22 protein-coding genes and 1 riboswitch are annotated in these 24873 nt (G+C 42.1%); of the genes, 17 read left to right on the top strand and 5 right to left on the bottom strand.

Annotated features, from left to right (window positions below; genetic code table 11):
• Positions 1 to 21: 21 nt before the first annotated feature.
• From modB to MHH54_RS15380, 4 genes are all read right to left on the bottom strand, one after another.
• On the bottom strand, positions 22 to 687 hold the full coding sequence (modB, locus tag MHH54_RS15395) for a molybdate ABC transporter permease subunit (protein ID WP_342500394.1): 666 nt from the start codon (positions 685 to 687) through the stop codon (positions 22 to 24).
• Positions 687 to 1463 carry a molybdate ABC transporter substrate-binding protein gene (gene modA / locus MHH54_RS15390; protein ID WP_137054405.1) on the bottom strand — a complete coding sequence of 259 codons (777 nt, stop codon included), beginning with the start codon at positions 1461 to 1463 and terminating at the stop codon, positions 687 to 689. The genes modB and modA overlap by 1 nt, the downstream gene beginning before the upstream one ends.
• Positions 1464 to 1614: 151 nt before the next feature.
• Positions 1615 to 3465, bottom strand: a complete 1851-nt coding sequence (locus tag MHH54_RS15385) for an LTA synthase family protein (RefSeq protein ID WP_003213307.1) — start codon at positions 3463 to 3465, stop codon at positions 1615 to 1617.
• Positions 3466 to 3589: 124 nt separating this feature from the next.
• Positions 3590 to 4081, bottom strand: coding sequence for a metal-dependent hydrolase (locus tag MHH54_RS15380; protein WP_044140925.1), 492 nt, complete (start codon positions 4079 to 4081; stop codon positions 3590 to 3592).
• A 171-nt stretch (positions 4082 to 4252) separates the two neighbouring features.
• On the opposite strand from MHH54_RS15380, the gene MHH54_RS15375 reads away from it, so the two are divergent.
• The 3 genes from MHH54_RS15375 (at position 4253) to MHH54_RS15365 (ending at position 6806) form a co-directional block, all read left to right on the top strand.
• Positions 4253 to 4681, top strand: coding sequence for a MarR family transcriptional regulator (locus tag MHH54_RS15375; protein WP_342500393.1), 429 nt, complete (start codon positions 4253 to 4255; stop codon positions 4679 to 4681).
• Between the two features lie 82 nt (positions 4682 to 4763).
• The gene (gene sspJ, locus MHH54_RS15370) at positions 4764 to 4907 is read left to right on the top strand and encodes a small acid-soluble spore protein SspJ (RefSeq protein ID WP_003213383.1); all 144 of its coding nucleotides are present in this window, start codon (positions 4764 to 4766) and stop codon (positions 4905 to 4907) included.
• 121 nt (positions 4908 to 5028) lie between these two features.
• Positions 5029 to 5207: riboswitch (Lysine riboswitch) on the top strand.
• Between the two features lie 192 nt (positions 5208 to 5399).
• Complete coding sequence (locus MHH54_RS15365; RefSeq protein WP_044140923.1) at positions 5400 to 6806, top strand: amino acid permease; 1407 nt, start codon at positions 5400 to 5402, stop codon at positions 6804 to 6806.
• A 35-nt stretch (positions 6807 to 6841) separates the two neighbouring features.
• Here the strand turns inward: MHH54_RS15365 and MHH54_RS15360 are convergent, their stop codons facing one another.
• Complete coding sequence (locus MHH54_RS15360) at positions 6842 to 7780, bottom strand: iron-hydroxamate ABC transporter substrate-binding protein (protein ID WP_342500392.1); 939 nt, start codon at positions 7778 to 7780, stop codon at positions 6842 to 6844.
• Between the two features lie 259 nt (positions 7781 to 8039).
• On the opposite strand from MHH54_RS15360, the gene MHH54_RS15355 reads away from it, so the two are divergent.
• The 14 genes from MHH54_RS15355 to MHH54_RS15290 all read left to right on the top strand — a co-directional run bounded on the left by MHH54_RS15355 (position 8040) and on the right by MHH54_RS15290 (position 24796).
• Positions 8040 to 9092 (top strand): iron ABC transporter permease, encoded by a 1053-nt coding sequence (locus MHH54_RS15355; RefSeq protein WP_050944118.1) that lies wholly within the window; start codon positions 8040 to 8042, stop codon positions 9090 to 9092.
• Entirely contained in the window at positions 9093 to 10115 is a 1023-nt protein-coding gene (locus tag MHH54_RS15350; RefSeq protein ID WP_003213130.1) for an iron ABC transporter permease, read from the top strand.
• Between the two features lie 21 nt (positions 10116 to 10136).
• Positions 10137 to 10952 carry an ABC transporter ATP-binding protein gene (locus tag MHH54_RS15345; protein WP_342500391.1) on the top strand — a complete coding sequence of 272 codons (816 nt, stop codon included), beginning with the start codon at positions 10137 to 10139 and terminating at the stop codon, positions 10950 to 10952.
• 176 nt (positions 10953 to 11128) lie between these two features.
• Positions 11129 to 11851, top strand: a complete 723-nt coding sequence (locus MHH54_RS15340; RefSeq protein WP_342500390.1) for a response regulator transcription factor — start codon at positions 11129 to 11131, stop codon at positions 11849 to 11851.
• 3 nt (positions 11852 to 11854) lie between these two features.
• Positions 11855 to 13609: a HAMP domain-containing sensor histidine kinase gene (locus tag MHH54_RS15335; protein WP_034620122.1), complete on the top strand. Its 1755-nt coding sequence runs from the start codon at positions 11855 to 11857 to the stop codon at positions 13607 to 13609.
• Positions 13610 to 13745: 136 nt separating this feature from the next.
• Positions 13746 to 15182, top strand: a complete 1437-nt coding sequence (gene uxaC / locus MHH54_RS15330) for a glucuronate isomerase (RefSeq protein WP_034620121.1) — start codon at positions 13746 to 13748, stop codon at positions 15180 to 15182.
• A 68-nt stretch (positions 15183 to 15250) separates the two neighbouring features.
• Positions 15251 to 16261 carry a LacI family DNA-binding transcriptional regulator gene (locus MHH54_RS15325; RefSeq protein ID WP_003212963.1) on the top strand — a complete coding sequence of 337 codons (1011 nt, stop codon included), beginning with the start codon at positions 15251 to 15253 and terminating at the stop codon, positions 16259 to 16261.
• Between the two features lie 59 nt (positions 16262 to 16320).
• Positions 16321 to 17778: a tagaturonate reductase gene (locus MHH54_RS15320; protein WP_003213644.1), complete on the top strand. Its 1458-nt coding sequence runs from the start codon at positions 16321 to 16323 to the stop codon at positions 17776 to 17778.
• Complete coding sequence (locus MHH54_RS15315) at positions 17775 to 19268, top strand: altronate dehydratase family protein (protein WP_342500389.1); 1494 nt, start codon at positions 17775 to 17777, stop codon at positions 19266 to 19268. The genes MHH54_RS15320 and MHH54_RS15315 overlap by 4 nt, the downstream gene beginning before the upstream one ends.
• A 20-nt stretch (positions 19269 to 19288) precedes the next feature.
• Positions 19289 to 20680, top strand: coding sequence for a glycoside hydrolase family 28 protein (locus tag MHH54_RS15310; RefSeq protein WP_342500388.1), 1392 nt, complete (start codon positions 19289 to 19291; stop codon positions 20678 to 20680).
• Positions 20681 to 20852: 172 nt separating this feature from the next.
• Complete coding sequence (locus MHH54_RS15305) at positions 20853 to 21803, top strand: ABC transporter substrate-binding protein (protein WP_342500387.1); 951 nt, start codon at positions 20853 to 20855, stop codon at positions 21801 to 21803.
• Positions 21769 to 22827, top strand: a complete 1059-nt coding sequence (locus MHH54_RS15300; protein WP_106029307.1) for an iron ABC transporter permease — start codon at positions 21769 to 21771, stop codon at positions 22825 to 22827. The genes MHH54_RS15305 and MHH54_RS15300 overlap by 35 nt, the downstream gene beginning before the upstream one ends.
• Positions 22824 to 24104: a heme ABC transporter ATP-binding protein gene (locus MHH54_RS15295; protein ID WP_106029306.1), complete on the top strand. Its 1281-nt coding sequence runs from the start codon at positions 22824 to 22826 to the stop codon at positions 24102 to 24104. The genes MHH54_RS15300 and MHH54_RS15295 overlap by 4 nt, the downstream gene beginning before the upstream one ends.
• Positions 24105 to 24226: 122 nt before the next feature.
• The gene (locus MHH54_RS15290) at positions 24227 to 24796 is read left to right on the top strand and encodes a cob(I)yrinic acid a,c-diamide adenosyltransferase (RefSeq protein ID WP_342500386.1); all 570 of its coding nucleotides are present in this window, start codon (positions 24227 to 24229) and stop codon (positions 24794 to 24796) included.
• The last annotated feature ends 77 nt before the right edge of the window (positions 24797 to 24873 follow it).

Here is a 24873-nt window from a genome sequence, read left to right as displayed (position 1 = left end):
CACGTGAGAAAGGGGATTTTTTTACGTACTACTTCTACGCACAGCCAAAAGCATAATAAAAGATAAGATCACAATACAGATCGTCCACGCCCAAGCAAGCTCCATGCGTCCAGAATCAATCGCCACATAAATAGCGGTTGGGAGTGTTTGGGTTTTTCCTGGGATGTTGCCGGCAAACATTAAGGTCGCTCCGAATTCACCAAGGGCTCTTGCAAAGCTAAGGATGCTGCCTGACAAGAGGGATGGAAGGGCAAGAGGTACCGTAATATAGGCAAAGACTTGGAATGAATGAGCACCATCTACTTTTGCAGCCCCTTCAATATCTGACTCAATTGTAGAAAAGCCCGCCTTTGCTGATTGATACATGAGCGGGAATGCCACGACTGTCGAAGCAATGACCGCTGCCCACCATGTGAAAATGACCGGCTGATGGAAGATCCATTCAATCGCGCCCCCTATTACACTATGCTTTCCGAATACGACGAGCAATAAAAAGCCAACGACTGTTGGCGGGAGAACGAGCGGCATCATCAGGAGCGTTTCCACAAGCATTTTCCCTTTAAAAGTTGTTCGCGCCATCCAGAAGCCAATCGTTGTGCCAAAGACAGTGGCCAACAGCCCGCTGACGATAGCCACTTGCACGGACAGCCAAATGGGTGATAGAAAGTCTTCAGTCAGCATAGGCATTACGACACTTGAAAGCCGTATTTCTTAAAAATGGATGTGGCTTTATCAGATTGAAGAAATTGAAAAAAGGCTTTGGCTTCCGTAAGATGATTTGTCCCTTTGACAATCCCTACTGGATATATAACCGGGGAGTGCATGTCCGAATTTGCTTCAGCTGCAATCTTTACTTTTTTAGAAACGAGGGCGTCTGTTTTATACACAACACCTGCTTCGACATTTCCAGTTTCAACGTAGCTTAAAACTTGCCGTACATCTTTGGCATAGACAGCATTCTTTTTCACTTGATCCCATATATTCAGTTTTGTGAAAATCTCTTTGCCATATGTACCAGCAGGAACCGATTCAGGTGTGCCAAGAGCGATCTTTCCTTTTACGTGCTGGACGTCTTGAAAGCTTTTAATAGAGGAAGAGCCATCTTTTGGCACAATAAGGACTAGCTCATTTTGTATGGCGTCCTTGATATATTCTCGGTCAATGTCTCCAGATTGAACAAGTTTATTGAAGGGCTCTTCAGCTGCTGAGAAAAAGAGATCCGCTTTTGCTCCTTGAGCGATTTGCTGCTTCAATGCGCCGGATGATCCGAAGTTATTCGTTAATGTCACATGTGGATGCTGTTTGTGAAAGGAGGCTTCAATTTCCTTTAGTGCATCCTGAAGACTTGCCGCTGCTGAAATCACAAGCTCTGTTTTTTTATTCGAATTAGATGGCTTCATCTCTGTTTGGCATCCACTCAGAAGCAAACATATGGAGATGAAGGCTAAGAATATATACTTCATGTTCACACCTCTTATCATTCAATATCATGTAGTTCCCTTTATTATAAGCAAACTTATTTGAGCATTCATAGGCTTTCAATAAAAAGAGAAAAGAAAAAGCCGCCAAATGGCGACTTTCAGCGTGACGACTAAGGAGATCGTTTTATCCTGTTTACTGCTGATAAAAACGCAGCAAATTCCCATTGATCACCTTGTCTGATAAGGAGAGCTCTTTATTGGCTTTTTCGATATAAGGCTGACATACCTCATCCTGCTTCACGGGTTCTTTTGTTTTTTGATCATAGCAGGTGTTTTTTGTATAGAGATAATCATCTGTAATAAAGTTACCGTTTCTCAGAACAGCGAAAGGCGTCCGTTCATTTGAAAATAAATCATTGCCGAATTGAATGGAATCCTTCGTTTCAATCCCTAGTAAGTGAAGAAGTGTCGGCTTGACGTCCATTTGACCAGCTGTTTCAGAAATCGTCTGCGGTGCTTGGTCCGTGACACCAGGAATGTAAATCAAAAACGGAACACGCTGCAGTTTGACCGCATCAAACGGTGTGATTTCCTCTTGATTGAGTAGCTGTGCCATTGCCTCATGATGTGCCTCAGAGATGCCATAATGGTCACCCATGAGGACAAACATCGTATTGTTATACAATCCTTCTTCTTTCATACGGTCAAAAAACATCTTAATCGCTTCATCTTGATAGCGGACGGTCGTCACATAGCGGTTTAAGATGGTACTGGACGAATCATATTCATCAATAAACTGATCCTTCGGGTCAATTTCAAATGGAAAATGATTGGTCAAAGTAATAAACGTACTGTAATAAGGCTGCTTCAACTTTTTTAAATAATCAATGGATTGATCAAAGAAGTCGATATCCTTTAAGCCCCAGCCAGTGGAATTCCGTTCATTGACATGATATGAATCGACATCATAAAAACGATCAATTCCTAGAGATTCATACATTACATCACGATTCCAAAACGTTTTATTATTCGCATGAAATTGGACGGATTGATAGTTTTCCTTTTTCAACTGCTTGTATAACGTATCATATTCATTATCACTCGCTGTGAAAAAGACAGCGCCGCTGCTAGAAGGATAGAGGGAATTCGCGACAATAAACTCTGAATCGGACGTCTTCCCCTGCTCTGTCTGCTGATAAAATTCATCAAAATAAAAACTCTTTTTAGCCAATTGATTTAAAAAGGGAGTGATATATTGTCCATTTACCTTTTGATTCATGACAAATTGCTGCGTGGATTCAAGTGAAATGAACACAACGTTCTTGCCTTTAGCAAGTCCGAAGTACTCTTCGTTTGGTGCGCTGTAATCAGCCTTTGTGTAGTTTGCTACAGTAGAAAGCGTATCTTCATCTGCAAAAGCCTTTTGTCCAATGCGTGCCGTTTGGGCAGCACCGTCGTAAAGATGGAATTGGAACAGCCCGAGGTTTCTGACAATGACTTCACGATCATAAGAGCTTGTCAGAAATCGAGGGTGATCCATCATAGCTGAGCTGACATGAAACAATAGGAAGCTGCAGCAGATCGCATAATATGTTTTGATCGTCTTGTATGACGCTTTTGGGGCTAATGGTTTGCGCTTGAGCAGCCAAGCAAGTACGACAAAATCAACGAGCATCAGCACAAAGAGCGGGTGGAATAATTCCGTCATACTGCTGCCCATATCTCCCATGTTCTTCGCTTGGAATAGCACGGGAATGGTAATGAAATCAATGTAAAAACCATAAAAGATCGTATTCGATATAAGAATCGCCGTAAGAATAAAATTTGCAGTCAATAAAAAAACCTTTTGTTTGGTTTCATTTAAAAAAAGAGCTATCCCAAACAAAGGGAGTAGAAAGCTAAGTGGATTGATCAAAAGCAGCCATTCATGAAACAGATTGGCCGTTCGTATGTGAAAACCTAGTTGATAAATGATGTATGTTTTCATCCACATGAAGAGGATGGAATACACTAAAAACCAGTGATTTTTGAAAAACGCTTTCATTTATGTATCTCCTCATCATTCTGTATTCAGCTGCAAGGCAAAAACACTTATCTTAAACCTACTAAAAAAATGAGGAATGATCAATTCATATCTTATTTTTTTCGCAAAACTCTTTTTTATTCTGTTAGAACTGAATGGGGATAGATATGCCGCAAATGACGGCGATGTAATAGCAGGTGACGACAGTGAGAGCAGCTAGTACGACTTGTTCTCCTGTGCTGCCTGTTTTGACATAGAAGGGGAGACGCACTTTAATGGAAGCTGGAAATAAAAATTTAATGCCGTTTACTGTTCCAGCATCAAGGATAAGGTGGCTCGTCATTCCAACTAGTAAACCGATACTTAGGCTGTCATTTGGTATGTATGTTGTCGCGAGAAAATAAATGATCAGCAGAAATAATAAACTGTGAGTGAACGTGCGATGACCGAATACGCTGCTGATCATTGCTGAGAGCAGCGGAAATTTTCTACCGATTTTACTTTTTGTATGGCAAAGGTCGGGGATCAAAGCACCTGCTGATCCAGCTGCAGCCATGATGACTGGGTCGAATCCGTAGTAGTAGGCGACGGCTGTTGAGGCGGCGATTCCGCCCATAATGTGTGTTTTTCCTGTCATGATGCGTACTCCTGTTCTATCTTTTGTTCAAGTACCCACTATATCAAGGGTGAATTCATTCAGCAAGGCTTATTTCTAAAGAAAAAGAGGACAAAAGGGTTGGCTGATTGGAAAAACATTCTATAATAAGGGGGAAGTCATGTTGATACTAACGATAAGGATGCGATTCGGATGGGTAATGCAGACATTTTAAAAGAAATTGTTCTTGTACATTATGAAGTCAGCCGTAAATTAAACCGCAAGTTACTTGAGTTAGAAAAAGACATCACGCCTCCGCAGATATATGCTCTTTCTATTTTGATACAAGGCAAAGTATCACATGCCGAAGAGCTGAAACAAAGACTCTCTTTAAACCCAGGTGCAGCCTCCATTGCACTCAATAAATTATGTGAGCAGGGCTATATTCAGAGAGAACGGGACAAAGACGACCCCTCGCTCGTCCGATTAGAAGCCACCGAAAAAGGGAAGGCGATTTATGAGAAGCATACACGTCTTTTCGGAAAGGTGATTCAGCATATGATGTCAGACTTCACAAAGGAAGACTTAAAGACCTTTTTGACGTACCTGCAAAAAATGAGACAGACCTTTCATGATGATTGAGCCTTTCCACTTTGTATAATGCGGCGCACTGTAGCACAAATTAAACAGGCAACCGCATTTTATGAAAAGGGAGGAAACAGCGATGTCATTTTTCCAAAAGGATAAAAAGGCGAAAAGCGAGAAAGACCACAAGCAAGTAGATCAGCTGTTAGAAGAAGCAAGCAAAGAGCTAGCAGGCGATCCGCTTCAGGAAGCTGTACAAAAGAAGAAAAACAATGATCAATAAGCAGGTATAGGGCAGAGAAAAGAATCTCTGCCCTTTTTCTATGTTTTACCCTTTGACAGAAGTGAGAATGTTTGATAACCTTCGTGTAGTAAAAATGAATAGAAATCCTCACGCTATGTCTCAGTGAGGTAGAGGTTGCGCGGATGATGAGTCACTCATGGGAGAGATGGAATCGAAGATCATGAGAAAAAAGGCATCAGCGCCGAAGTGTAGAGAGAGCTCCAACTTTCTTTATGCTGGGTCTGCATTGAATAAATGCAGGACTGCCACGTCTTTGAAGCGTGGAGGGCTATCCGGAGATCAAGGTGTATGTTTTGAAAAGCATGGACTGTTGTTCAGGCTTTTTTTTATGTTCTGAGTACCGAAGATAAGGGTATGCTGTTAAGAAAGTGACCCATAATGAACATAAAGAATACAAGTCATTGCTTCACAAATATATCAATGAAGATAATGCCGGGTCTGGTCCGAAGTGAATATAACGGAGGTACGGAAATGGAACAGACAAAAAAATGGGGTTTTTGGTTATTGACGGCTTTTGTCGTCGGAAATATGGTAGGTTCAGGCATCTTTATGCTGCCAAGTACGCTTGCCCAGCATGCGAGTCCTTTAGGTGTGACGATGGCATGGCTTGTCACAGGTGGCGGTGTGCTGATGATTGCACTTGTTTTTGGGCATTTGTCCATTCATAAGCCGCAGCTAACGGCAGGACCACAAAGTTATGCAAGAGCACTTTTTAACGATCCGAAAAAGGGGAAAGCAGCCGGTTTTACAATGGTTTGGGGATATTGGGTAGCAAGCTGGATTAGTAATGTCGCGATTATTACAAGTCTTGCCGGTTATTTAACGACATTTTTCCCAATTCTCACAGTGAAGACGGAGATTTTCACCTTTGGTAAAGAAGCGATCACACTTGGTCAGCTGACAACGTTTATTGTATGTACCATTCTTCTTTGGGGAACACATACGATCTTAATTACAAGCTTAAGTGCTGCAAGTAAATTAAACTTTATTACAACCTTTTCAAAGGTACTTGGATTCGTCCTTTTTATTGTTGCGGGATTATTTGCATTCCAAACGGCATTATTTGAACATTATTACTTCCCAGTTGCAGCAGAAGGCGAAGGAATGCTCGGACTTGGAGGCCAAATTCATCATGCGGCCATTTCCACACTATGGGCATTTATTGGCATCGAATCTGCTGTCATTTTATCAGGAAGAGCGTCCTCGCAGCGCGATGTGAAACGTGCAACGATTACAGGTCTTTTAATTGCACTTTCTATCTACATGGTTATTACTTTGATTACAATGGGCGTCCTACCGCACGATCAGTTGCAAGGCTCAGATAAACCATTCGTAGACGTGCTTCAGCTTATTATTGGACCGGCTGGTGGAATTGTGATGGCATTGCTTGCGATTATTTGTTTATTTGGCTCGATGCTTGGCTGGATCTTACTTGGTTCAGAAGTACCATACCAAGCAGCAAAGGCTGGCGATTTCCCGGCAGTATTTGCAAAAACAAACAAAAAAGGCAGTCCTGTTTTTGCTTTAACGGTTACAAATATCATGTCACAGCTGTTTATTTTCTCAGTGATGTCTCGTACGATTAATGAAGCTTTTACCTTTTTAACGACATCAGCGACACTTGCGTATCTCATTCCGTATATTGTGTCTTCGATCTATAGTTTTAAAGTCATCATGCAAGGTGACACGTATGATCTTCAAAAAGGGAAGCGAACAAGAGACGGAATCATTGCGCTTGTTGCGATGGGGTATTCCGCTTGGGTCATTATTTCAGGAACAGCTGATTTGAAAACATTTGGACTTGGCATCGGTCTGTTCTTAGTAGGTATTTTGCTTTATCCATTCATGTCAAAAGGATTTGCCAAAGGAACGGAATAAGGGAAACGTTTCTCCACATATGGAGAAACGTTTTTTTATGATGCAGATGTTAATCGGTCCACAATAAACTCAAGCTGTCCTTCTAATGAAACTGGGTCATTAAAGAAGTAACCGACAGGGTCGATTTCAAATACGTGTTTATTTTGTACAGCAGGAAGTGATGCCCAAATGCTGCTTTCATACACCTGGTCTCCTTTACTTTTTGACCCGCTCCATGGACTAGTGAAAATATAGTCGCCTGCGTATTCTGGCAGCTTTTCAAGGGAAATGTTTGCATAGCCGACGCCGCTGTCGATGGCATCTTTTTTAACTGCCTTTGGCGCACGTAATTTCAGCTCATCATAAATAATTTCGCCTCCGCGTGCAAAGGTGTTTCCAAAGATATAGATCCCTTTATCAAAAGGTGACACGATTGAAACGGTTTTACTGCCGACCGCTTTTGTTACTTTAGGCTTAATCTCAGCTATTTTGGTATCCCATTTTGTGATCCATTCTGCTGCTTTTTTCGGTGTACCTGTCATTTTACCGAATTCTTTTAGTTGATCTTTAAAGGAATATTGATTGTATTTAATGGCAACGGTTGGCGCAATTTTTTTGTATTGATCAAATTTTTCGTCTTCTCCCCAAGCAATAATCATATCTGGATTCAAAGCGGCGACCTTTTCGACAGAAGGGGTTGTTCCAAGGTTTTTGACACCATCCGTTTTGCCTTTATAGAAAGGGTTTTTAAAGATGGGTGCCGTTGCAGCAATTGGCGTCTTGTCAAGTGTCACGAGGTCTCCATAGTAGCTTTCTGCCAGAAGCACAATTCGTTTTGGATCTTTAGGGAGTTTGACTTCACCTTTCACATCCTGATAGGTGATTGTGTCATCCTGGTTGGCACCAGATTTTTTATTTGAAGTGCTGCCGCAAGCAGCTGTAAAAAGCATGAGAATGGCTAAGGATATCAAAAGAAATCCAGATCGGTTTTTCACAAAGATTCTCTCCTATTCACTCGTACATGATAATGATTATCAATTTCAATTATATCGTAACATGATGGGATGAAAAATGCATCGGCTATTTTAGGGCCTAAAGAAAAATGGTAAATTTCTCACGGTTTTTTGATGAAAATAAAGAAAATGTTCAGAACAATGATTTCAAAAAGAAAAGAAAGTGATATACTAGACTTCGAGATTGATAATCATTATCACTAATGAGGAATAGATTTGAACGGAAAGGAAGAGACTGGTTTTGGGCTCACAATCGAATAAACAGCTGCCGGCCAAAGACAATGCAATGGATATTGTCACGAAACCCTTTGGAACAGCAGTTGTTGTCATCATAGGAATTATCGCTTTAGCATTTGGTCTTTTTTTATCGGTATCATTAGGAGCAGCAAATATTCATCTTCACACGGTATGGGAAGCCATTTTTCAATTTGATCCACAACAAACTTCACATCAAATCATCCGGGAATTGAGGCTGCCGCGTACAGTTGGGGCTGCACTCGTCGGTGCCTTTTTAGCCGTATCGGGGGCTATTATGCAAGGCATGACAAGAAATGCGCTTGCGTCTCCTGAAATTATGGGTGTGACAAATGGCTCTGCATTTGCGATTGCCATTGCGTTTGCTTTTTTCCCAGGACAATCTTCTTTTACATTAATTCTTTGGTCATTTGTTGGTGCGGCACTCGCTGCCTCTATTGTGTTTGGTGTCGGTACTCTTTCAAAAGGTGGATTGACCCCAGTGAAGCTCGCACTAGCTGGTACGGCTGTTGGGGCACTTTTAAGCTCCATCTCCTCAGCAATTGCCATCCGGTTTGACGTCGCTCAAGACATGAGCTTTTGGTATGCTGGCGGCGTGGCTGGTGTGAATTGGAGCAATATTAAGGTCATCATTCCAGTTGCGGTTGCGGGGCTGATCATCGCAATGATTCTTGCCCGCTCGATCACTGTTCTCAGCTTAGGTGATGAATTGGCAAAAGGGCTTGGACAGTACACGAAAACTGTCAAGGTACTTGGAATATTGGTCGTCATTCTTCTAACAGGTGCTGCTGTCTCAGTGGCCGGTACTATTGGCTTTATCGGGCTTGTGATTCCTCATGTCACTCGTTTCTTGGTCGGAGTTGACTATCGATGGATTATCCCATGCTCAGCTATTTTAGGGGCGGTTCTGTTAATTTATGCAGACATTGCTGCAAGGCTGGTCAATGCCCCATTTGAAACGCCAGTCGGTGCCATTACTGCAATTATAGGCGTTCCTTTCTTCTTATATTTAGCTAGACGTGAAAGGAGCGGGATTTAGATGGAAATGGTGCAGCAGGCAAAGAAAAAGAAATACAAACGAACGATGCTCATGATCTTTTTGGCGATCGTGGCTGTGTTCCTTATTAGTTTAAATACCGGAGAAATTCGCATTTCTCCGATGGATACATTGAAAACATTTTTTGGATTCGGAAGTGAAATGGATGAGCTTGTATTATTCGAGTTCAGACTTCCAAGAATGGTCATCGCTTTACTTGTTGGCGCTTCTATCGCTGTATCAGGAGCGATTTGGCAAGGTGTTTCTCAAAACGGTTTAGCCGATCCAGGCATTCTTGGTGTCAATGCGGGCGCAGGCTTTGCAGTGGTTTTGTTTATTTTTGCTTTCCAAGGTACGATGTCAAACCTAGGTGATTTTACGATCTTTGTACTGCCGCTCTTCGCTTTTGTAGGTGCAGGCTTTGCTGCATTTCTCATCTATGTGTTAGCGTGGAAAAAAGGCATCACACCTGTTCGATTGATTTTAACGGGTATTGGCGTGAATGCTGCGTTTTCAGCAGCAATTGTGGTTATTCAATTAAAAATGAGCCCAAATGATTTTAACCAAGCCATCGTGTGGTTATCAGGAAGCATTTGGGGATCGAGCTGGACGTATGTCCTATCAGTTCTGCCATGGATGCTTATTTTCCTTGTGTTAGCGTTTGTGAGAGCACGTTACTTAAATATCATGAATTTAGGTGACCAGCTGTCCTATGCATTAGGGATTTCAGTTCATAAAGAAAGAAGCTTTTTTATGCTGATTGCTGTTGCATTAGCAGGTGCTAGTGTCGCTGTTGCAGGTAGTATCTCGTTCTTAGGGTTAGCCGCACCGCACTTGGCGAGAAAGCTTGTTGGACCAAAGCATCAAGGAATGATACCAGCCTCCGCGTTGATTGGCGCATTGTTATTATTACTGGCAGATACACTTGGCCGCGTCATACTTGCACCATCAGAGGTGCCAGTTGGTCTTGTCGTTTCGGCTTTAGGCGCACCTTACTTCATTTACTTATTGATGAAAACGAACTAAGAAGGAAGGAGAGTACAACATATGAAATCGCTCGAAACAGAAAAGCTTTGTATTGGCTATAATGACCGTTTGATTGTAGACGATTTAAATATCAGTATCCCAAAAGGCAAGGTGACGACATTGATTGGACCGAATGGGTGCGGGAAATCAACGATTTTAAAAACAATGTCCCGTATCATGAAGTCCAGTCAAGGAGCTGTTTACTTAAAAGGCCAGGCCATCCATCAAACGCCAACAAAAGAAATTTCAAAACAAATGGCGATCTTACCGCAGACTCCCGAAGCACCAAGCGGGCTGACAGTGTATGAGCTTGTGTCATATGGACGATTCCCGCATCAAAATGGATTTGGACGCTTATCAAATGAAGATAAACGAATCATCAGATGGGCACTTGAAGAAACGGGTATGATTGCTTTTCATGACCGGCCAATTGAAGCACTTTCTGGTGGACAGCGTCAGCGTGTATGGATTGCGATGGCACTTGCCCAGGAAACAGAACTGCTTCTATTGGATGAGCCGACGACGTATTTGGACCTTGCACATCAGCTCGAAATTCTTCAGCTGTTAGAACGGTTAAACAGAGAGCAGGGACGAACTGTGTTGATGGTCATTCATGATTTGAATCATGCGGCACGTTTTTCTCATTACATGATTGCCCTCAATCAAGGAAAAGTTATCAAAGATGGGTCGCCTCATGAGGTCATGACCAAAGAGGTGCTTGGTCAGGTATTCCACATTGATGCAGAAATCGTACTTGACCCTAGAACGAATAAGCCGATCTGTTTAACATATGACTTAATGAATCATGAAAGAAAGCTAGAAGCTGTGAATGGATAATAGAAGTAAAAGGAACTCGGTGGAATAGCCGAGTTTTTTTGCGTCTCTGAAACTTCCTAGTGCTGCCATTTTCTCCAGTTGATATTTTTTCGCTTTTATGCAGAAAAGAGGTACTTTTTTACTTTAGACAATGGTAATATACGGTTAGAGATCATAGCTAGAAAGGAAAGAGATGCGTGGAAACAGCAAAAATATTGATTGCAGATGACGAAGAAGCAATTGTCAAAATGGTTGAACGCGTATTAAAAAAAGAAGGATTCAAGCATATATATAAAGCCTACCATGCAGATGAAGCATTAGATATTGTCAAAAACGAGGACATCCACCTCTTACTTCTAGACGTGATGATGCCCGGTAAGTCTGGTTTTGATGTTCTTCCTGAAATGAGAAAATATACGAAAGCGCCCATTTTCTATTTAACCGCAAGAACGTCTGATGTAGATAAACTGACCGGCTTTGCTCAAGGAGCAGATGATTACATCACAAAGCCATTTAACCCGCTAGAGCTAGTGGCTAGAATTAAGGCTCACTTAAACCGAACATATATCTCTTTAAAGGAAGACCACGATGAGGCTCAAAGTCAATACGAATATGCCCATTTCTCCTATCATCCTCATTCAGCCGAATTGAAAGTAAGAGGAGAGGTGACTGCATGCTCAGCTCAGCTTCTCTCCTTGCTGAAGTACTTTTGTGATCATCCGAATGTGGTTCTTTCAAAAGATCAAATCTATGAGAAAGTATGGGGCGTCCCATCATATGGTGATAACAACACCGTGATGGTTCATATCCGAAAGCTGAGAGAAAAGATTGAGTTAGATCCGAGTCAGCCAGAATATATTGTGACGATCCGTGGTATGGGCTATAAATTTATACCGCACCCAGCAAAGGTTCTTAAATAATTTATGAATCTACGAGCAAAACTCTTCTTTCACTTTGTCGGACAAATGTTTATTGTGATTGCCATTTTGATCATCGGAAATACGTTCTCTGATAATTTATATTTAAAAAAATACTATGAGAACATGGCTGAAACCGGTTTAACAAAAGCTGATGGAGATACACTCATGAGCTGGCTTTATTTTAATGAGGATGGAAAAATGGAAGCCGATGATCAGCTGAAACAAGCAGTGAGAAAACGAGACGGCTGGCTGCAAGTCATTGATTCAAAAAAGGATAACGTCTATAGCTATCACCGCCCTAAGTCCATTCCAACTTCCTATCAAAAGGATGAAATGATCAAGATCTTTGAAAAAAGGCAATATAAAGATTACAAGATGTACTTCTGGCCAATTGAAATTGATCAAAAAAGCTTTATCGTGCTATACGGGTTCAAAACAAACAGCACAAAGGTCGCCAATTATCTGAAGCAGCACGAGAAAGACTTGGCTGCATTATCTCAATATTCGGTTGAAACGAAAGAATTCTTGAAGAGAATGAATGGATCAGTGCATCTGTTCAATGATGAAGGGAAATATTTACAAGGTATTCGAGCTAATACCAATTTGAAACATGAGGTAACAGATGTTGAACTGCTCAAGTATCAATCAAAGCCTTGGGAGTTTAGAAGTGACCTGTCTTATATCAGAGTGAATAAAAACCTGTATATCATTATTTCTGTACCAAATAAAGTATACAGCCCAGATGGATTATACGATAAAGAAACAGATGCTTTAAATCAATATACAACCATCTTAATTGCAGGTCTTGCGCTTACGATTATTATCGTCATGACAATATGGTACTCGTATCGCTATGGTCTGCCAATCTATCACATTATCCGCTGGCTGATTTTCTTATCTAGAAATAAATTACAGGAACCAACAAATAGAAAAGGAATTCCAATCAGTAAAAATAAAAAAGGTCGTATTAAGCGGGAATACCGATTATTTGAGGATATCCTAAAAACAATGGATCAGCTCACGCTTACATTAAAAGAGAATGAAGCAAACCGAAGAAAAATTCAAACCACAAGGGAAGAATGGATTGCAGGATTGTCACATGATTTGAAAACACCCCTTAGTACGATTTATGGCTACGGGCTCATGCTTGAATCTGATCAATATCAATGGTCCAAGGAAGAAGTCATGGAAATGGGACAGGTGATTCGTGAGAAATCAGAATACATGTCGACCTTGATTGAAGATTTAAACCTCACGTATCGACTAAAAAATGGCGCATTGCCTATTAATCGAAAACCAGTCGAGCTTGGTGAATTCTTAGCATCCATTATGGACGAGTTTTCAAGGAGCTCATTTTCAGAAGATTTCCCTTCCTCCTTCGAAGATCAAACTGATGGTGTCATGTTTGAGATCGACAAAGCCTGGTTCAGACGAGTGATTGAGAACCTGCTAGCGAATGCAGTCAAGCATAACCAAAAAGGAACTCATATTACAGCTACCTTATCTGAAACAAATGAGGAAGTTCGGATCGAAATGAAAGACAACGGATGCGGAATGGCACAAGAAACGGTCGATCACTTATTTAACCGCTACTATAGAGGGACAAATACGAACGATCCAACGAATGGAACAGGACTCGGGCTGGCGATTGCAAAAGAGCTTGTCTTGCTGCATGACGGTGATATTCAAGTGGAAAGTGAACAAGGTGCTGGAACAACTATTGCGATTATCCTAAAAAAATCACCTCCTGTAAAATAGCCAAAAAACGATTTTCCTTTCAAAAGGAGATCGTTTTTTCCTGTTTTAGGATTGAAATCAACTTTGTAAACGATTACAATTAAATTGTTAACGTGAACAAAATAATTTCATACGATAAGAGGGATGGGGGAATTTGATGAAAGCCTTTTTAGATGAGCAGTTTTTACTAAACAGTCCAACGGCGGAAAAGTTATACCATGAGTTTGCAAAGGACCTTCCAATCATAGATTACCATTGTCATTTAAGTCCTAAAGACATCTATGAAAATAAAACCTTCCGAAATATCACCGAGGCATGGCTTTATGGAGATCATTACAAATGGCGTGCCATGAGAGCAAACGGCATCCCTGAAACGCACGTCACGGGGGATGCATCTGATGATGATAAATTTTTGGCGTGGGCAAAGACCGTCCCTATGACCATAGGAAATCCGCTCTATCACTGGACTCATCTAGAGCTGAGAAGGTATTTCGGAGTCGAAGACCTATTAAATGAAAAAAATGCAGACATCATTTGGCAGAAAGTCAATGAAAAGCTGCAAGGAGAGGGATTTGGGGCGAGAGACTTCATCATGAAATCAAACGTTGAAACCGTTGTCACAACAGATGATCCGGTCGATTCTCTTCAATATCATCAAAAACTGCGGGAAGAGGGATTCTCTGTACAAGTGCTTCCAGGGTTTCGACCTGATAAAGCACTCGATATAGCGAATGATCTGTTTGAAAAATATGTTCATGAGCTGGCAGAGGCTTCAGCTATCCCAATACAATCCTACCAAGACTTCTTACATGCCCTCCGTGCGAGAATTGATTTTTTTCATGATCACGGCTGCTTGATCTCAGATCATGCCATTAATGAAATGACATATGAAGAAACGACACAAGAAGAAGTGGAGACCATCTTTCATAAAAGAATGTCTGGTCATCCATTGACGGAAAAAGAGAAGATCAAATTTAAAACAGAGACATTCATTATGCTAGGTCAGGCTTACTGTGAGCGTGGCTGGGCAATGCAGCTTCATATCAATGCACTTAGAAACAACAATACGAAAATGTTTGAGAGGCTCGGACCAGATACGGGATACGATGCGATGAATGACGAAGACATTGCAAAGCCGCTTTGCCGAATATTAGATCGTTTAGAACAAGAAGATGCATTGCCAAACACGATTCTTTATTCCTTGAATCCAAGGGACAATGTAGTGATATCAACATTGGCTGGAAGCTTTCAAGACGGGAAGACACCGGGGAAGATGCAGCACGGCACAGCCTGGTGGTTTAATGATACGAAGCAAGGAATGACAGAGCAGATGATGGCTCTTTCCAGTATCGGACTGATCAGCCGTTTTATCGGGATGCTGACAGATTCACGAAGCTTTTTGTCCTATACAAGGCATGAATATTTCCGAAGACTGCTTTGTGATATCATCGGGGATTGGGTAGAAAAAGGAGAAGTCCCCTATGACCTTGAGCTGTTAGGGGAGATCGTGAAAGGAATCAGCTATGAAAATGCCAAGCAATATTTTCAATTTGACCGGGCAAAGCAGCTCCATCATCAAAGTAAAATCACATGAGGAAAAAGGTGAGAAAATGAAAGCGGTTTTATGATAAGATGGAAAAAAATCATAAAAGGCGGAATAGCATGACAGTCACAATTAAAGACATAGCAAAATTGGCAAATGTCTCTCATACCACAGTATCAAGGGCTTTGAATAACAGTCCTTTTATTAAAGAGAAGACAAAACAAAAGATTTTGTCGATTGCAAAACAGCTGAACTATTCACCAAATGTCCATGCCAGAGGCCTTGTATCACAAAAATCGTTTACAATCGGTCTGTTTTTCACGAGTTTAACAGAAGGCACATCCTCAAGCTTCTTTGTGGATGCGTTAAAAGGTGTCAATAGCGTCATGACAGAGCATTACAATCTGTTTGTTAGGGGTATTGACGATTTTCACGATTACACAACCATTCATAAACAGCGCTACGATGGCATTTTGCTGATGAGCCAAAGCGAGCACGATGAAGCGTTTATCCATCATGTCAAGAAACAGGGCATTCCAATCATTGTGCTGAACCGTCGTGTAGAAAGTAATGAAGTGATGAATATATTAGCAGATGATAGTCAAGGAGCATACCAGGCAGCGCACTATTTCATTCAGCAAGGCCATCAACAAATCGCCATCATTGAAGGAAAAGAAGGCTTTAAATCGACTCAGGAGAGAAAAGCTGGCTTTCTCCAAGCGTTAATTGATCACCATATTCCTATGAAAAAAGAATATATGATCACGGGTGACTACCATATGAAAAGCGGCTATGAATCAATGGAATCTCTGCTGACCCTTGATCATCCGCCAACAGCGCTTTTTTGCTCTAACGATGACATGGCCATTGGTGCGATGAATGCTTTATATGCAAAGGGCAAGACGTGTCCAGGCGATATCTCTATTATTGGTTTTGATGATATTGCATTTTCATCCTATACCACGCCTGCACTGACAACGGTGAAAAAGCCAATCGAAAAAATGTGTGCACTTGGAGCAGAAGCCATCCTATCCGTCATAAACGGTGAAGAGCAGGAAAAAGATCATATGGAAAAAATGTATGTCCACACAGAGCTGATGATCAGAGATTCAGTCAAAAAGGTGCAGTAATCGGCATCTTTTATAGAAGAATGTTCACGTGTGCATAAATTACAGAGAGGGGAATCCATTTGAAACGTTTATCAAAAGCCCTATACCCGGTGCCTGAGTATCCGGAAACGATTTTGCAGATTGGTGAAGGGAATTTTATGCGAGGCTTTATTAATTGGCACATCCAAAAGCTGAACGACTGCACAGATTTTAAAGGAAGAGCTGTTGTTGTTCCCCCGAGAAAAGGATCTGTTGCAGCTTTAAATGAACAAGATGGCTTATACACATTATGTATACAGGGCTATCATGACCAGCAAGAAATGAATGAGCGGATGGTCATTCAATCGATCAGCAGAGGAATCAGTACGTATACGGATTATGATGTTTTTTTACAAGTAGCTGAAAATCCCGATCTCCGCTTTGTCTTCTCCAACACGACAGAGGCAGGGCTTATGTTCAGAAAGGCGGATCGCTTGGAGGATCGACCGCAAGCGAGTTTTCCAGGAAAGCTGACGGCGTTCCTATATCACAGGTTTAAAGCATTTGCTGGAGATGAACAAAAAGGGCTGATCATCCTTCCATGTGAACTGGTCGAACATAACGGTGATCGCTTGAAGGAATATGTGATAGACATGGCAACTGAGTGGGACCTGCCGCTTGCGTTTATCACATGGATCAAGGAAGCCAATACGTTTTGTAATACGCTTGTGGATCGGATCGTTCCTGGGTTTTCTAAGGAAGCAGCTGAAATTGTTCAAAAGGAAGAGGGATATATCGACGAGTTGCTTGTCACGGCAGAATACTATCACCTCTTTGTTATTGAAGCACCTGTCTTCGTACAAAAAGAGCTTCCCTTTCAAGAAGCAGGTTTAAATGTCCTTTTTGTAGAGGATATTGCGCCTTATCGCATGAGCAAGGTACGGATTTTAAACGGTGCCCATACAGCGATGGTGCCAATCGCTTACTCATGCGGGGTAGAAACTGTAAAAGAGGCTGTGGATGATGAGGATGTTGGCCCGTTCATCCGGCGGATGCTGGAGGAGGAAATACTGCCAGGGCTTGAGCTTTCTCGAGGTGAGCTTCTTCTTTATACACAATCGGTTTGGGATCGATTTTGCAATCCATTTGTGAAGCATCAATTGCTGGATATTGCGCTTAATGGTGTATCTAAGTTTCGAACCCGTATTCTTCCGTCATTGCTCGATTATGTTGAGCAAAAGAAACAGCTGCCAATGAAACTCGTGTTTTCACTCAGCAGCCTCATTTATTTTTACAGAGCACATGCAGAAAAGATAAAGGATGATGAGACTGTACTGGCATTCATGAAGGAAGCATTTGAAGAAGAGAACCAATCTAATGAAGCGATCGCAGCAAAGATTCTATCATGTGAAAAATTATGGGGGAGAAATTTAACGGATATAAATGATTTGGTTCACGCTGTAGCTGATCAGCTTACCCTCATAAAGGAGCAAGGGATGAGAGCGGCTGTTCAACGAATGCTGCAGCATCAATATGAAAGTCAGGGGGAGAAGGCATGAAAGATTTTATTGTGATTCACCCTTCAGATAATGTCGGTATTGCTTTAAAAGTGCTTGAACAAGGGGAGGAGCTACATCATCAAGATCATTCCGTTATTTTAAAAGAGACCATCGCCAAAGGTCATAAGTTTGCATTGGCTGATATCAAGCAAAGAGAGAATATCATGAAATACGGTTACCCCATTGGGCATGCAACGACTGCCATTTCTGCTGGAGAATGGGTGCATACACATAACATCAAAACCAATCTATCAGGCAAGCTCGATTATGAATACGAGCCTTCATTTACAAATAACCCCTATGAAAAAACGAATCTTACATTTAAAGGATATAAACGAAAAAATGGGGAAAGCGGGATTCGCAATGAGCTTTGGATTGTCCCAACCGTTGGATGCGTAAATGGCATCGCCGATCAAATCATTCAAATTTTTACCGCTGAAATGGGCGGAAGCATCCATCCGTTTGAAACAGCTCTTGTATTAAAGCACAATTATGGATGCTCACAGCTTGGGGACGATCATGAGAATACAAAAATCATTTTACAAAATGCCGTGAAGCATCCCAATGCTGGAGGAGTGCTCGTCCTCGGACTTGGTTGTGAAAATAACGACATTGAAGATTTTCAGTCTACATTAGGTGAATATGACCATGAGAGGGTGAAATTTTTAAGAAGCCAAGAAGTAGGAGATGAGATTGAGGCGGGAGTCGCTTTACTCAAGGGAATTTATGAGGCAGCGAAAGAAGATCACCGTGAAGAAATCCCGTTATCTGAGCTGAAAATCGGCTTGAAGTGCGGGGGATCAGATGGATTCTCCGGCATTACCGGAAATCCGCTTTTAGGAAGGCTGTCCGATTTTATTGTTGCTCAAGGCGGCACGACAGTGTTAACAGAAGTGCCCGAAATGTTTGGAGCTGAAACGATTTTAATGGAGAGAGCGGAATCAGAAGCGACCTTCGACAATATTGTGCAAATGATCAATGACTTTAAACAATACTTCATGGATCATCGACAGCCAGTATATGAAAATCCTTCCCCGGGAAATAAAGCAGGTGGAATTTCGACATTAGAGGATAAATCTCTCGGTTGTACACAAAAAGCAGGAACTTCTGACATTCAAGATGTATTGAAATATGGGGAATTGCTGAAGCGAAAGGGTCTAAATTTATTAAGTGCACCGGGAAATGATTTGGTTGCTTCATCTGCTCTTGCCGCTTCTGGCTGTCAGTTGGTTCTTTTTACAACAGGCAGAGGGACACCATTCGGCACGTTTGTCCCAACAATGAAGGTCTCGACGAATACAGCCTTATATGAAACAAAAAAACATTGGATTGACTTTAATGCGGGAGAATTGCTTGAAGATGTACCAGAAGATGTTGTGTTAGAAAAATTCATTTCAACTGTCATTGATGTGGCAAGCGGAAAGCTATTAAATCATGAAAAAAACAATTTTAGAGAGTTGGCTATTTTCAAAACAGGTGTCACACTTTAAGGCGACGGGGGGATGAAAATGTGTCTAGAAGACGGGATTTAATGTATATCACAGCAGGAACGGTACTCACAGGAATCGGGCTCACACGTTTAGCAAGACAAGGGAAGAAAGACAAAGAAGCAAATGGAATCGATCAAGTGTTAAAACAGATAAAAGCACCACTGTTCCCTGATCGTGAATTTAATGTGGTTCATTATGGTGCAGATGCGAAAGGAATCGAGCTTTCAACAGATGCTATCCAGTCTGCCATTGATGATGCGCACCGTTTGAAAGGGGGGCGTGTGCACATTCCAGAAGGGACGTTTCTGACAGGTGCGCTAGAATTGAAGAGTCATGTAGAATTGCATTTGCATGAGAAAGCGTATGTGTCATTCAGCCAAAACCCAAAGGATTATCTGCCACTTGTCCTGACAAGATATGAAGGGGTTGAGCTTTATAATTATTCACCTCTCATTTATGCACACCATGCAGAAAACATTGCCATTACAGGAGCTGGAACGCTTGATGGCAGGGGAGATGAGCATCATTGGTGGCCTTGGAAATATGGTACGAATGGTCAGCCTTCTCAAGATCGGGATCGTCAGCTTCTATTTGACATGGCTGAAAAGAGAATACCAGTAGAAGAAAGAGTGTTTGGAGAAGGCCATTATTTAAGATCAAGCTTTATCCAGCCCTACCAATGTCAGCAAGTTCTTATTGAGGGAGTGACAGTGAAGGATTCACCGATGTGGCAAATTCACCCTGTACTAAGTGAACTTGTGATTGTCCGTGGAGTTCATATTATCGGGCATGGACCAAACACAGATGGTGTCAATCCGGAGTCTTGCCGGAATGTGCTCATTGAAGATTGTTATTTTGATAATGGCGACGATTGTATTGCCATCAAATCTGGAAGGAACGAGGACGGACGGAGAATAGGGATTCCATCTGAAAACATTGTTATTCGTAGAAATGAGATGCGTGATGGACACGGCGGAGTGACGATTGGGAGTGAAATCTCTGGCGGGGTAAGGTATATCTATGCAGAGAATAATGTCATGGATAGTCCGAACCTTGACCGGGCACTGCGGATTAAAACCAACTCTGTCAGAGGCGGTACCATTGAACATATTTACTTTAAAAACAACACAGTCAAAAGCTTAAAGCATGAAGTGGTCTGTATCGACATGATGTATGAGGAAGGGGATGCGGGTCCACATCGTCCTGTTGTACGTCATATTCAAGTGGAAGGACTGAAAAGCAGCGGCGGACGATATGGTGTGAAAATAGCCGCCTACTCACATTCCCCCGTGACAAACTTCAACATGAAAAATTGTGTCATAGACCATGTGACGTATCCACTTTCTTTGGAGAATGCAGTAGCGCCTTCTTTTCAGAAAGTTGTCATCAATGGGGAACAAATTAATAAATAGATGGGCGTAAAACAGTCTTATTAGAGGCTGTTTTTCTTTTATCAGAACGAAAAAGACGCTTTTAGAAATCACATATACAACCTAACTGCACTGTAGTATAATATTCCCGAAATTAGAAAAGAATTGACGGAAGAGCTTTCGTCAAGCAGTACATAAATCAGGGGGTTCATTCATGAAAAAGTTAACGGCCATTTGGCTATCGCTATTGCTTGTGATGGGTGTTTTAGCAGGATGTGCAGGTGCTGAAACAGACCATAAAGCAAAGAGTTCACAAAATAACGAAACAGCGGCTGCGGCATTTCCTGTCTCGATTAAAGATGCAGCTGGTAAAACAGTCGAAATCAAAGAACAGCCTAAACGTATTGTCTCATTAATTCCAAGTAATACAGAGGTTGCCTATGCGCTTGGTCTTGGAGATAAAATGGTTGGACGATCTGATTTTGACAATTATCCAAAGGAAGTTGAAAAGGTAGAGAAGATTGGCGGACTTGAATTCAATGTCGAGAAGGTGATTTCCTTAAAGCCTGATCTTGTACTAGCTCATGCCTCGCAGATGGGATCAAAAGAGGGATTTAAACAGCTAGAGGATGCAGGAATTCAAGTACTGACTGTAAATGATGCCACTTCCTTTAAGGATGTGTACAAATCGATCAATACGATCGGTGAAGCAACAGGTGCAAAAGAAGCATCAACAAAGCTTGTAGACGAGATGAAAGCAAAATTGAATCACATCAAGAAACAAGCAGAGGCGATCTCGAAAGACAAACAAAAAACAGTCTTTGTTGAAGTTTCAGGTACGCCTGAAATTTATACAACAGGTACTCATACATTTATGGATGAAATGCTTTCTGTTATCCATGCGAAAAATGCTGCTGGTGATCAAACTGGCTGGGTGCAAATGACAGAAGAATCGATTATCAAACGAAACCCTGACGTAATCGTCACAATTGATGGTTCCAGCTTAGCTGATCTGAAAAAGAGAGACGGCTGGAATGCGATCAAAGCAGTGAAGGAAAAACAAGTCTTTCAATTGAATACGGATCTCGCATCAAGACCGGGACCGCGATTGGTTGAAGGAGTCGAGGCTCTTGCGAAAAGCATCTATCCTGACAAGTTCAAATAAATTCATCATCGCATACACACTAAGTGCTTTACTTCTTGTGGTGAGCATTGGAATGGGAATCTCCTTTGGAAGCTTAGGGATTCCCATTCCTTCTATTCTCCGTATATTTGTTCATGAACTATTCGGTGTGCAGATAGGCACAATAGATTCAATTGATCGCAATATTATGATGAATATCCGGCTGCCGAGAGTGATATTAGCGGCATTAGTCGGAGCAGCGTTGGCGTTATCTGGTGCAGCATTTCAAGGTTTATTAAAAAATCCTCTTGCTGACCCATATACACTGGGTGTATCACAAGGGGCATCAGTTGGAGCCGTCGCGACCCTATTTTTCAGTTTGCAGCTCCCTTTGCTCGGCAGTTTCACACTGCCTTTTTTCAGTATGACAACAGCGCTTGTGACCCTATGTCTCGTCCTCTTTTTTGCGCGTCTTGTCCATCGGGGGATGAGCATCTCCTCTTTAATTTTAACAGGGGTGATTTTCAGTTCTTTTTTGGGAGCGCTTATATCATTGATGATTGCCTTAACGGGTGATGATTTAAAAGAGATTATTCATTGGCTTCTTGGCAGTGTGTCCATGAGGGGCTGGCGCTATATTGTGCTTTTCCTTCCTTTCTTTCTGATTGGGACCTTTGCATTAATGCTGATGGGGCGAGATTTGAATGTCATGACGTATGGCGAGGAGAAGGCAAAGCTATTAGGTGTACATGTGAAAAGGAGCAAATATATCGTGCTGCTTGCTGGATCGATTCTGACTGGTAGTGCAGTAGCAGTGTCAGGGACAATTGGGTTTGTGGGACTTGTGATTCCGCATTTTATTCGCCTCTTAGCGATCACAGACCACCGGCACCTCCTGCCTTTGTCTATGCTGAATGGCGCTTCCTTTCTCGTTTTAGCAGACGTGTTATCACGTACGATCATTGAGCCGACTGAATTACCGATCGGCATCATCACAGCGTTAATTGGTGCCCCTGTATTCGGCATCATCCTCATCCGTAAATACAGAGGAGGGACGCATCTATGATTCAAGTGAAGGAAATCAAAGGTGGATATGGAGAGAAAGAGGTCATACGTGGCATCAGTTTTGAGGTAAATCAAGGGGAATTTCTCGGTATACTTGGTCCAAATGGAAGCGGGAAGTCGACCTTGCTTAAAATGATCTCTGGGTTGCTGGAACCTGATAGTGGTGAAGTACGCCTGAGCGGTCAACTGATTCAATCCTATCGTCCAAAGGCGCTTGCGCAAAAAATGGCTGTTCTACCGCAGAAAACGGACCAAGCCTTCTCATTTACAGTGGAAGAAACGGTTCAATTCGGTCGTTATCCATATCAAAAAGGATGGCTACAATCTGTTACCCAAGAGGATATGCGAATCGTAAACAAAGTAATGGAACAAACGGATGTTGCACAGTTTAAGAATCAATCTATTCATGAGCTAAGCGGGGGAGAACAGCAGCGTGTGTACTTGGCACAGGCATTAGCCCAGCAGCCTGAATATTTATTGCTGGATGAACCAACCAGTTTTCTTGATTTGGCCTATCAAAAGGATTTGCTTGATTTAATTAAAGAAGAGACCACTTCCTCTAGGCTAACGGTGATCGGTGTGTTTCATGATGTGAACATCGCCAGTTTGTATTGTGACCGGCTGCTGCTGCTTGATGAAGGAAAGACGGAAATAGTAGGGCTGCCGCATCACGTCTTGACGCCGGAGCGAATCAACCGTGTGTATGAAACAGATGTAACACCGCTCCAACACCCGCGAAGGGCAAATCCTCAGCTGATCATTGAACCTGCGGGGGCTTCTGTAGCATCAAATGCAAAGTTAGCGGATGGGTGGAAAACGTATGGAGGAGAAGGAATGACGTTTTCCCTCAAACAGCCGCTCCGCATCCTTTCCTCACATCAGAAAAAGGGCGGCTTCTTTTGGAAAAGGTCTCTCGGAACGGGAAGTGACATGCTTCGTGACGAGTTGGATGATCGTGAGGGACTATTGTTTTATAACCTAACGAGTGGACCAAAACAATTTGCTGCTGAAGACACAGACGACGACATGGTGCTTTACGGTATGCGTCATCAAGAAGAGCTGACCATTTGGCTTGTATTGAAAGAGTCTATATCAGACGGATCGTCTGTTCAGCTTATGGGGCAGCTTGTCCACATGATAAAACAGGAGACGAGCATGTCCATTCATCATCTTTGTATCGCTGCTGCGGGTATGCAGGAAACAGAAGGTGATGAGCATTTACACGAAAGATTAAAGCAGAAAGTGCACCTTCTTCTTTATTCATTGAATGCCATTTAAAAGTGAACCAAATGGTTCGCTTTTTGTTTATGATGCGATCACAGTACTTTAGTTAAACAAATACATCCTTTTCACTTCAGGATATACTAAAAGGACAAAGCAAAAGAAAAGGAGGAACACCAATGAAACTTTATACAAAAACAGGGGATCAAGGTCAAACAGGCTTGATCGGCGGGAGAGCCGATAAGGATGATGTGAGAGTAGAGGCGTACGGCACGTTAGATGAGGCGAATAGCTTCATTGGACTCGCACATGCACACTTACGTCAGCATGGCGAATTGTTTCAAGACATTTTGTCAGAGCTGATTGTGATACAGCACGAGCTGTTTGACTGCGGCGGTGATTTGGCAGCAGTCAAACCACCGAAAGAAGGTAAATTAACTGAAGCGTCTGTAGCAGTCCTTGAGCAAAGAATGGATGTCTATGTAGAAGAAGCCGCGCCTCTCACGAAGTTTATTTTACCGGGCGGCCAGGAAGGTGCAGCTCTCTTACATGTGGCGCGGACAGTCGTCAGAAGAGCAGAGCGGCATATGGTGACGCTTGCGAAGCAGGAGGAGATTCCAGCAGTTGCGCTCACATATGTAAACCGGCTCTCTGACTATTTATTTGCAGCCGCCCGAATCGTGAATCATCGGCTCGGTGAAGCGGATGTTGAATATGAACGAAGTGCTAACGTGTTTCGTTCTAAATAAGAAAAAGCACTCTTCGAATGAGAAGAGTGCTAAACGTTTTCCTTCTGTAAGCGCAGAAGGGATTACAAGTCTTGCTT

The sequence above is a fragment of the Bacillus sp. FSL K6-4563 genome, assembly GCF_038630405.1.
Taxonomy (GTDB): domain Bacteria; phylum Bacillota; class Bacilli; order Bacillales; family Bacillaceae; genus Bacillus; species Bacillus pumilus.
Note: the sequence above shows the minus strand (reverse complement) of the source record. Positions and strands in the feature narration are given on the sequence as shown.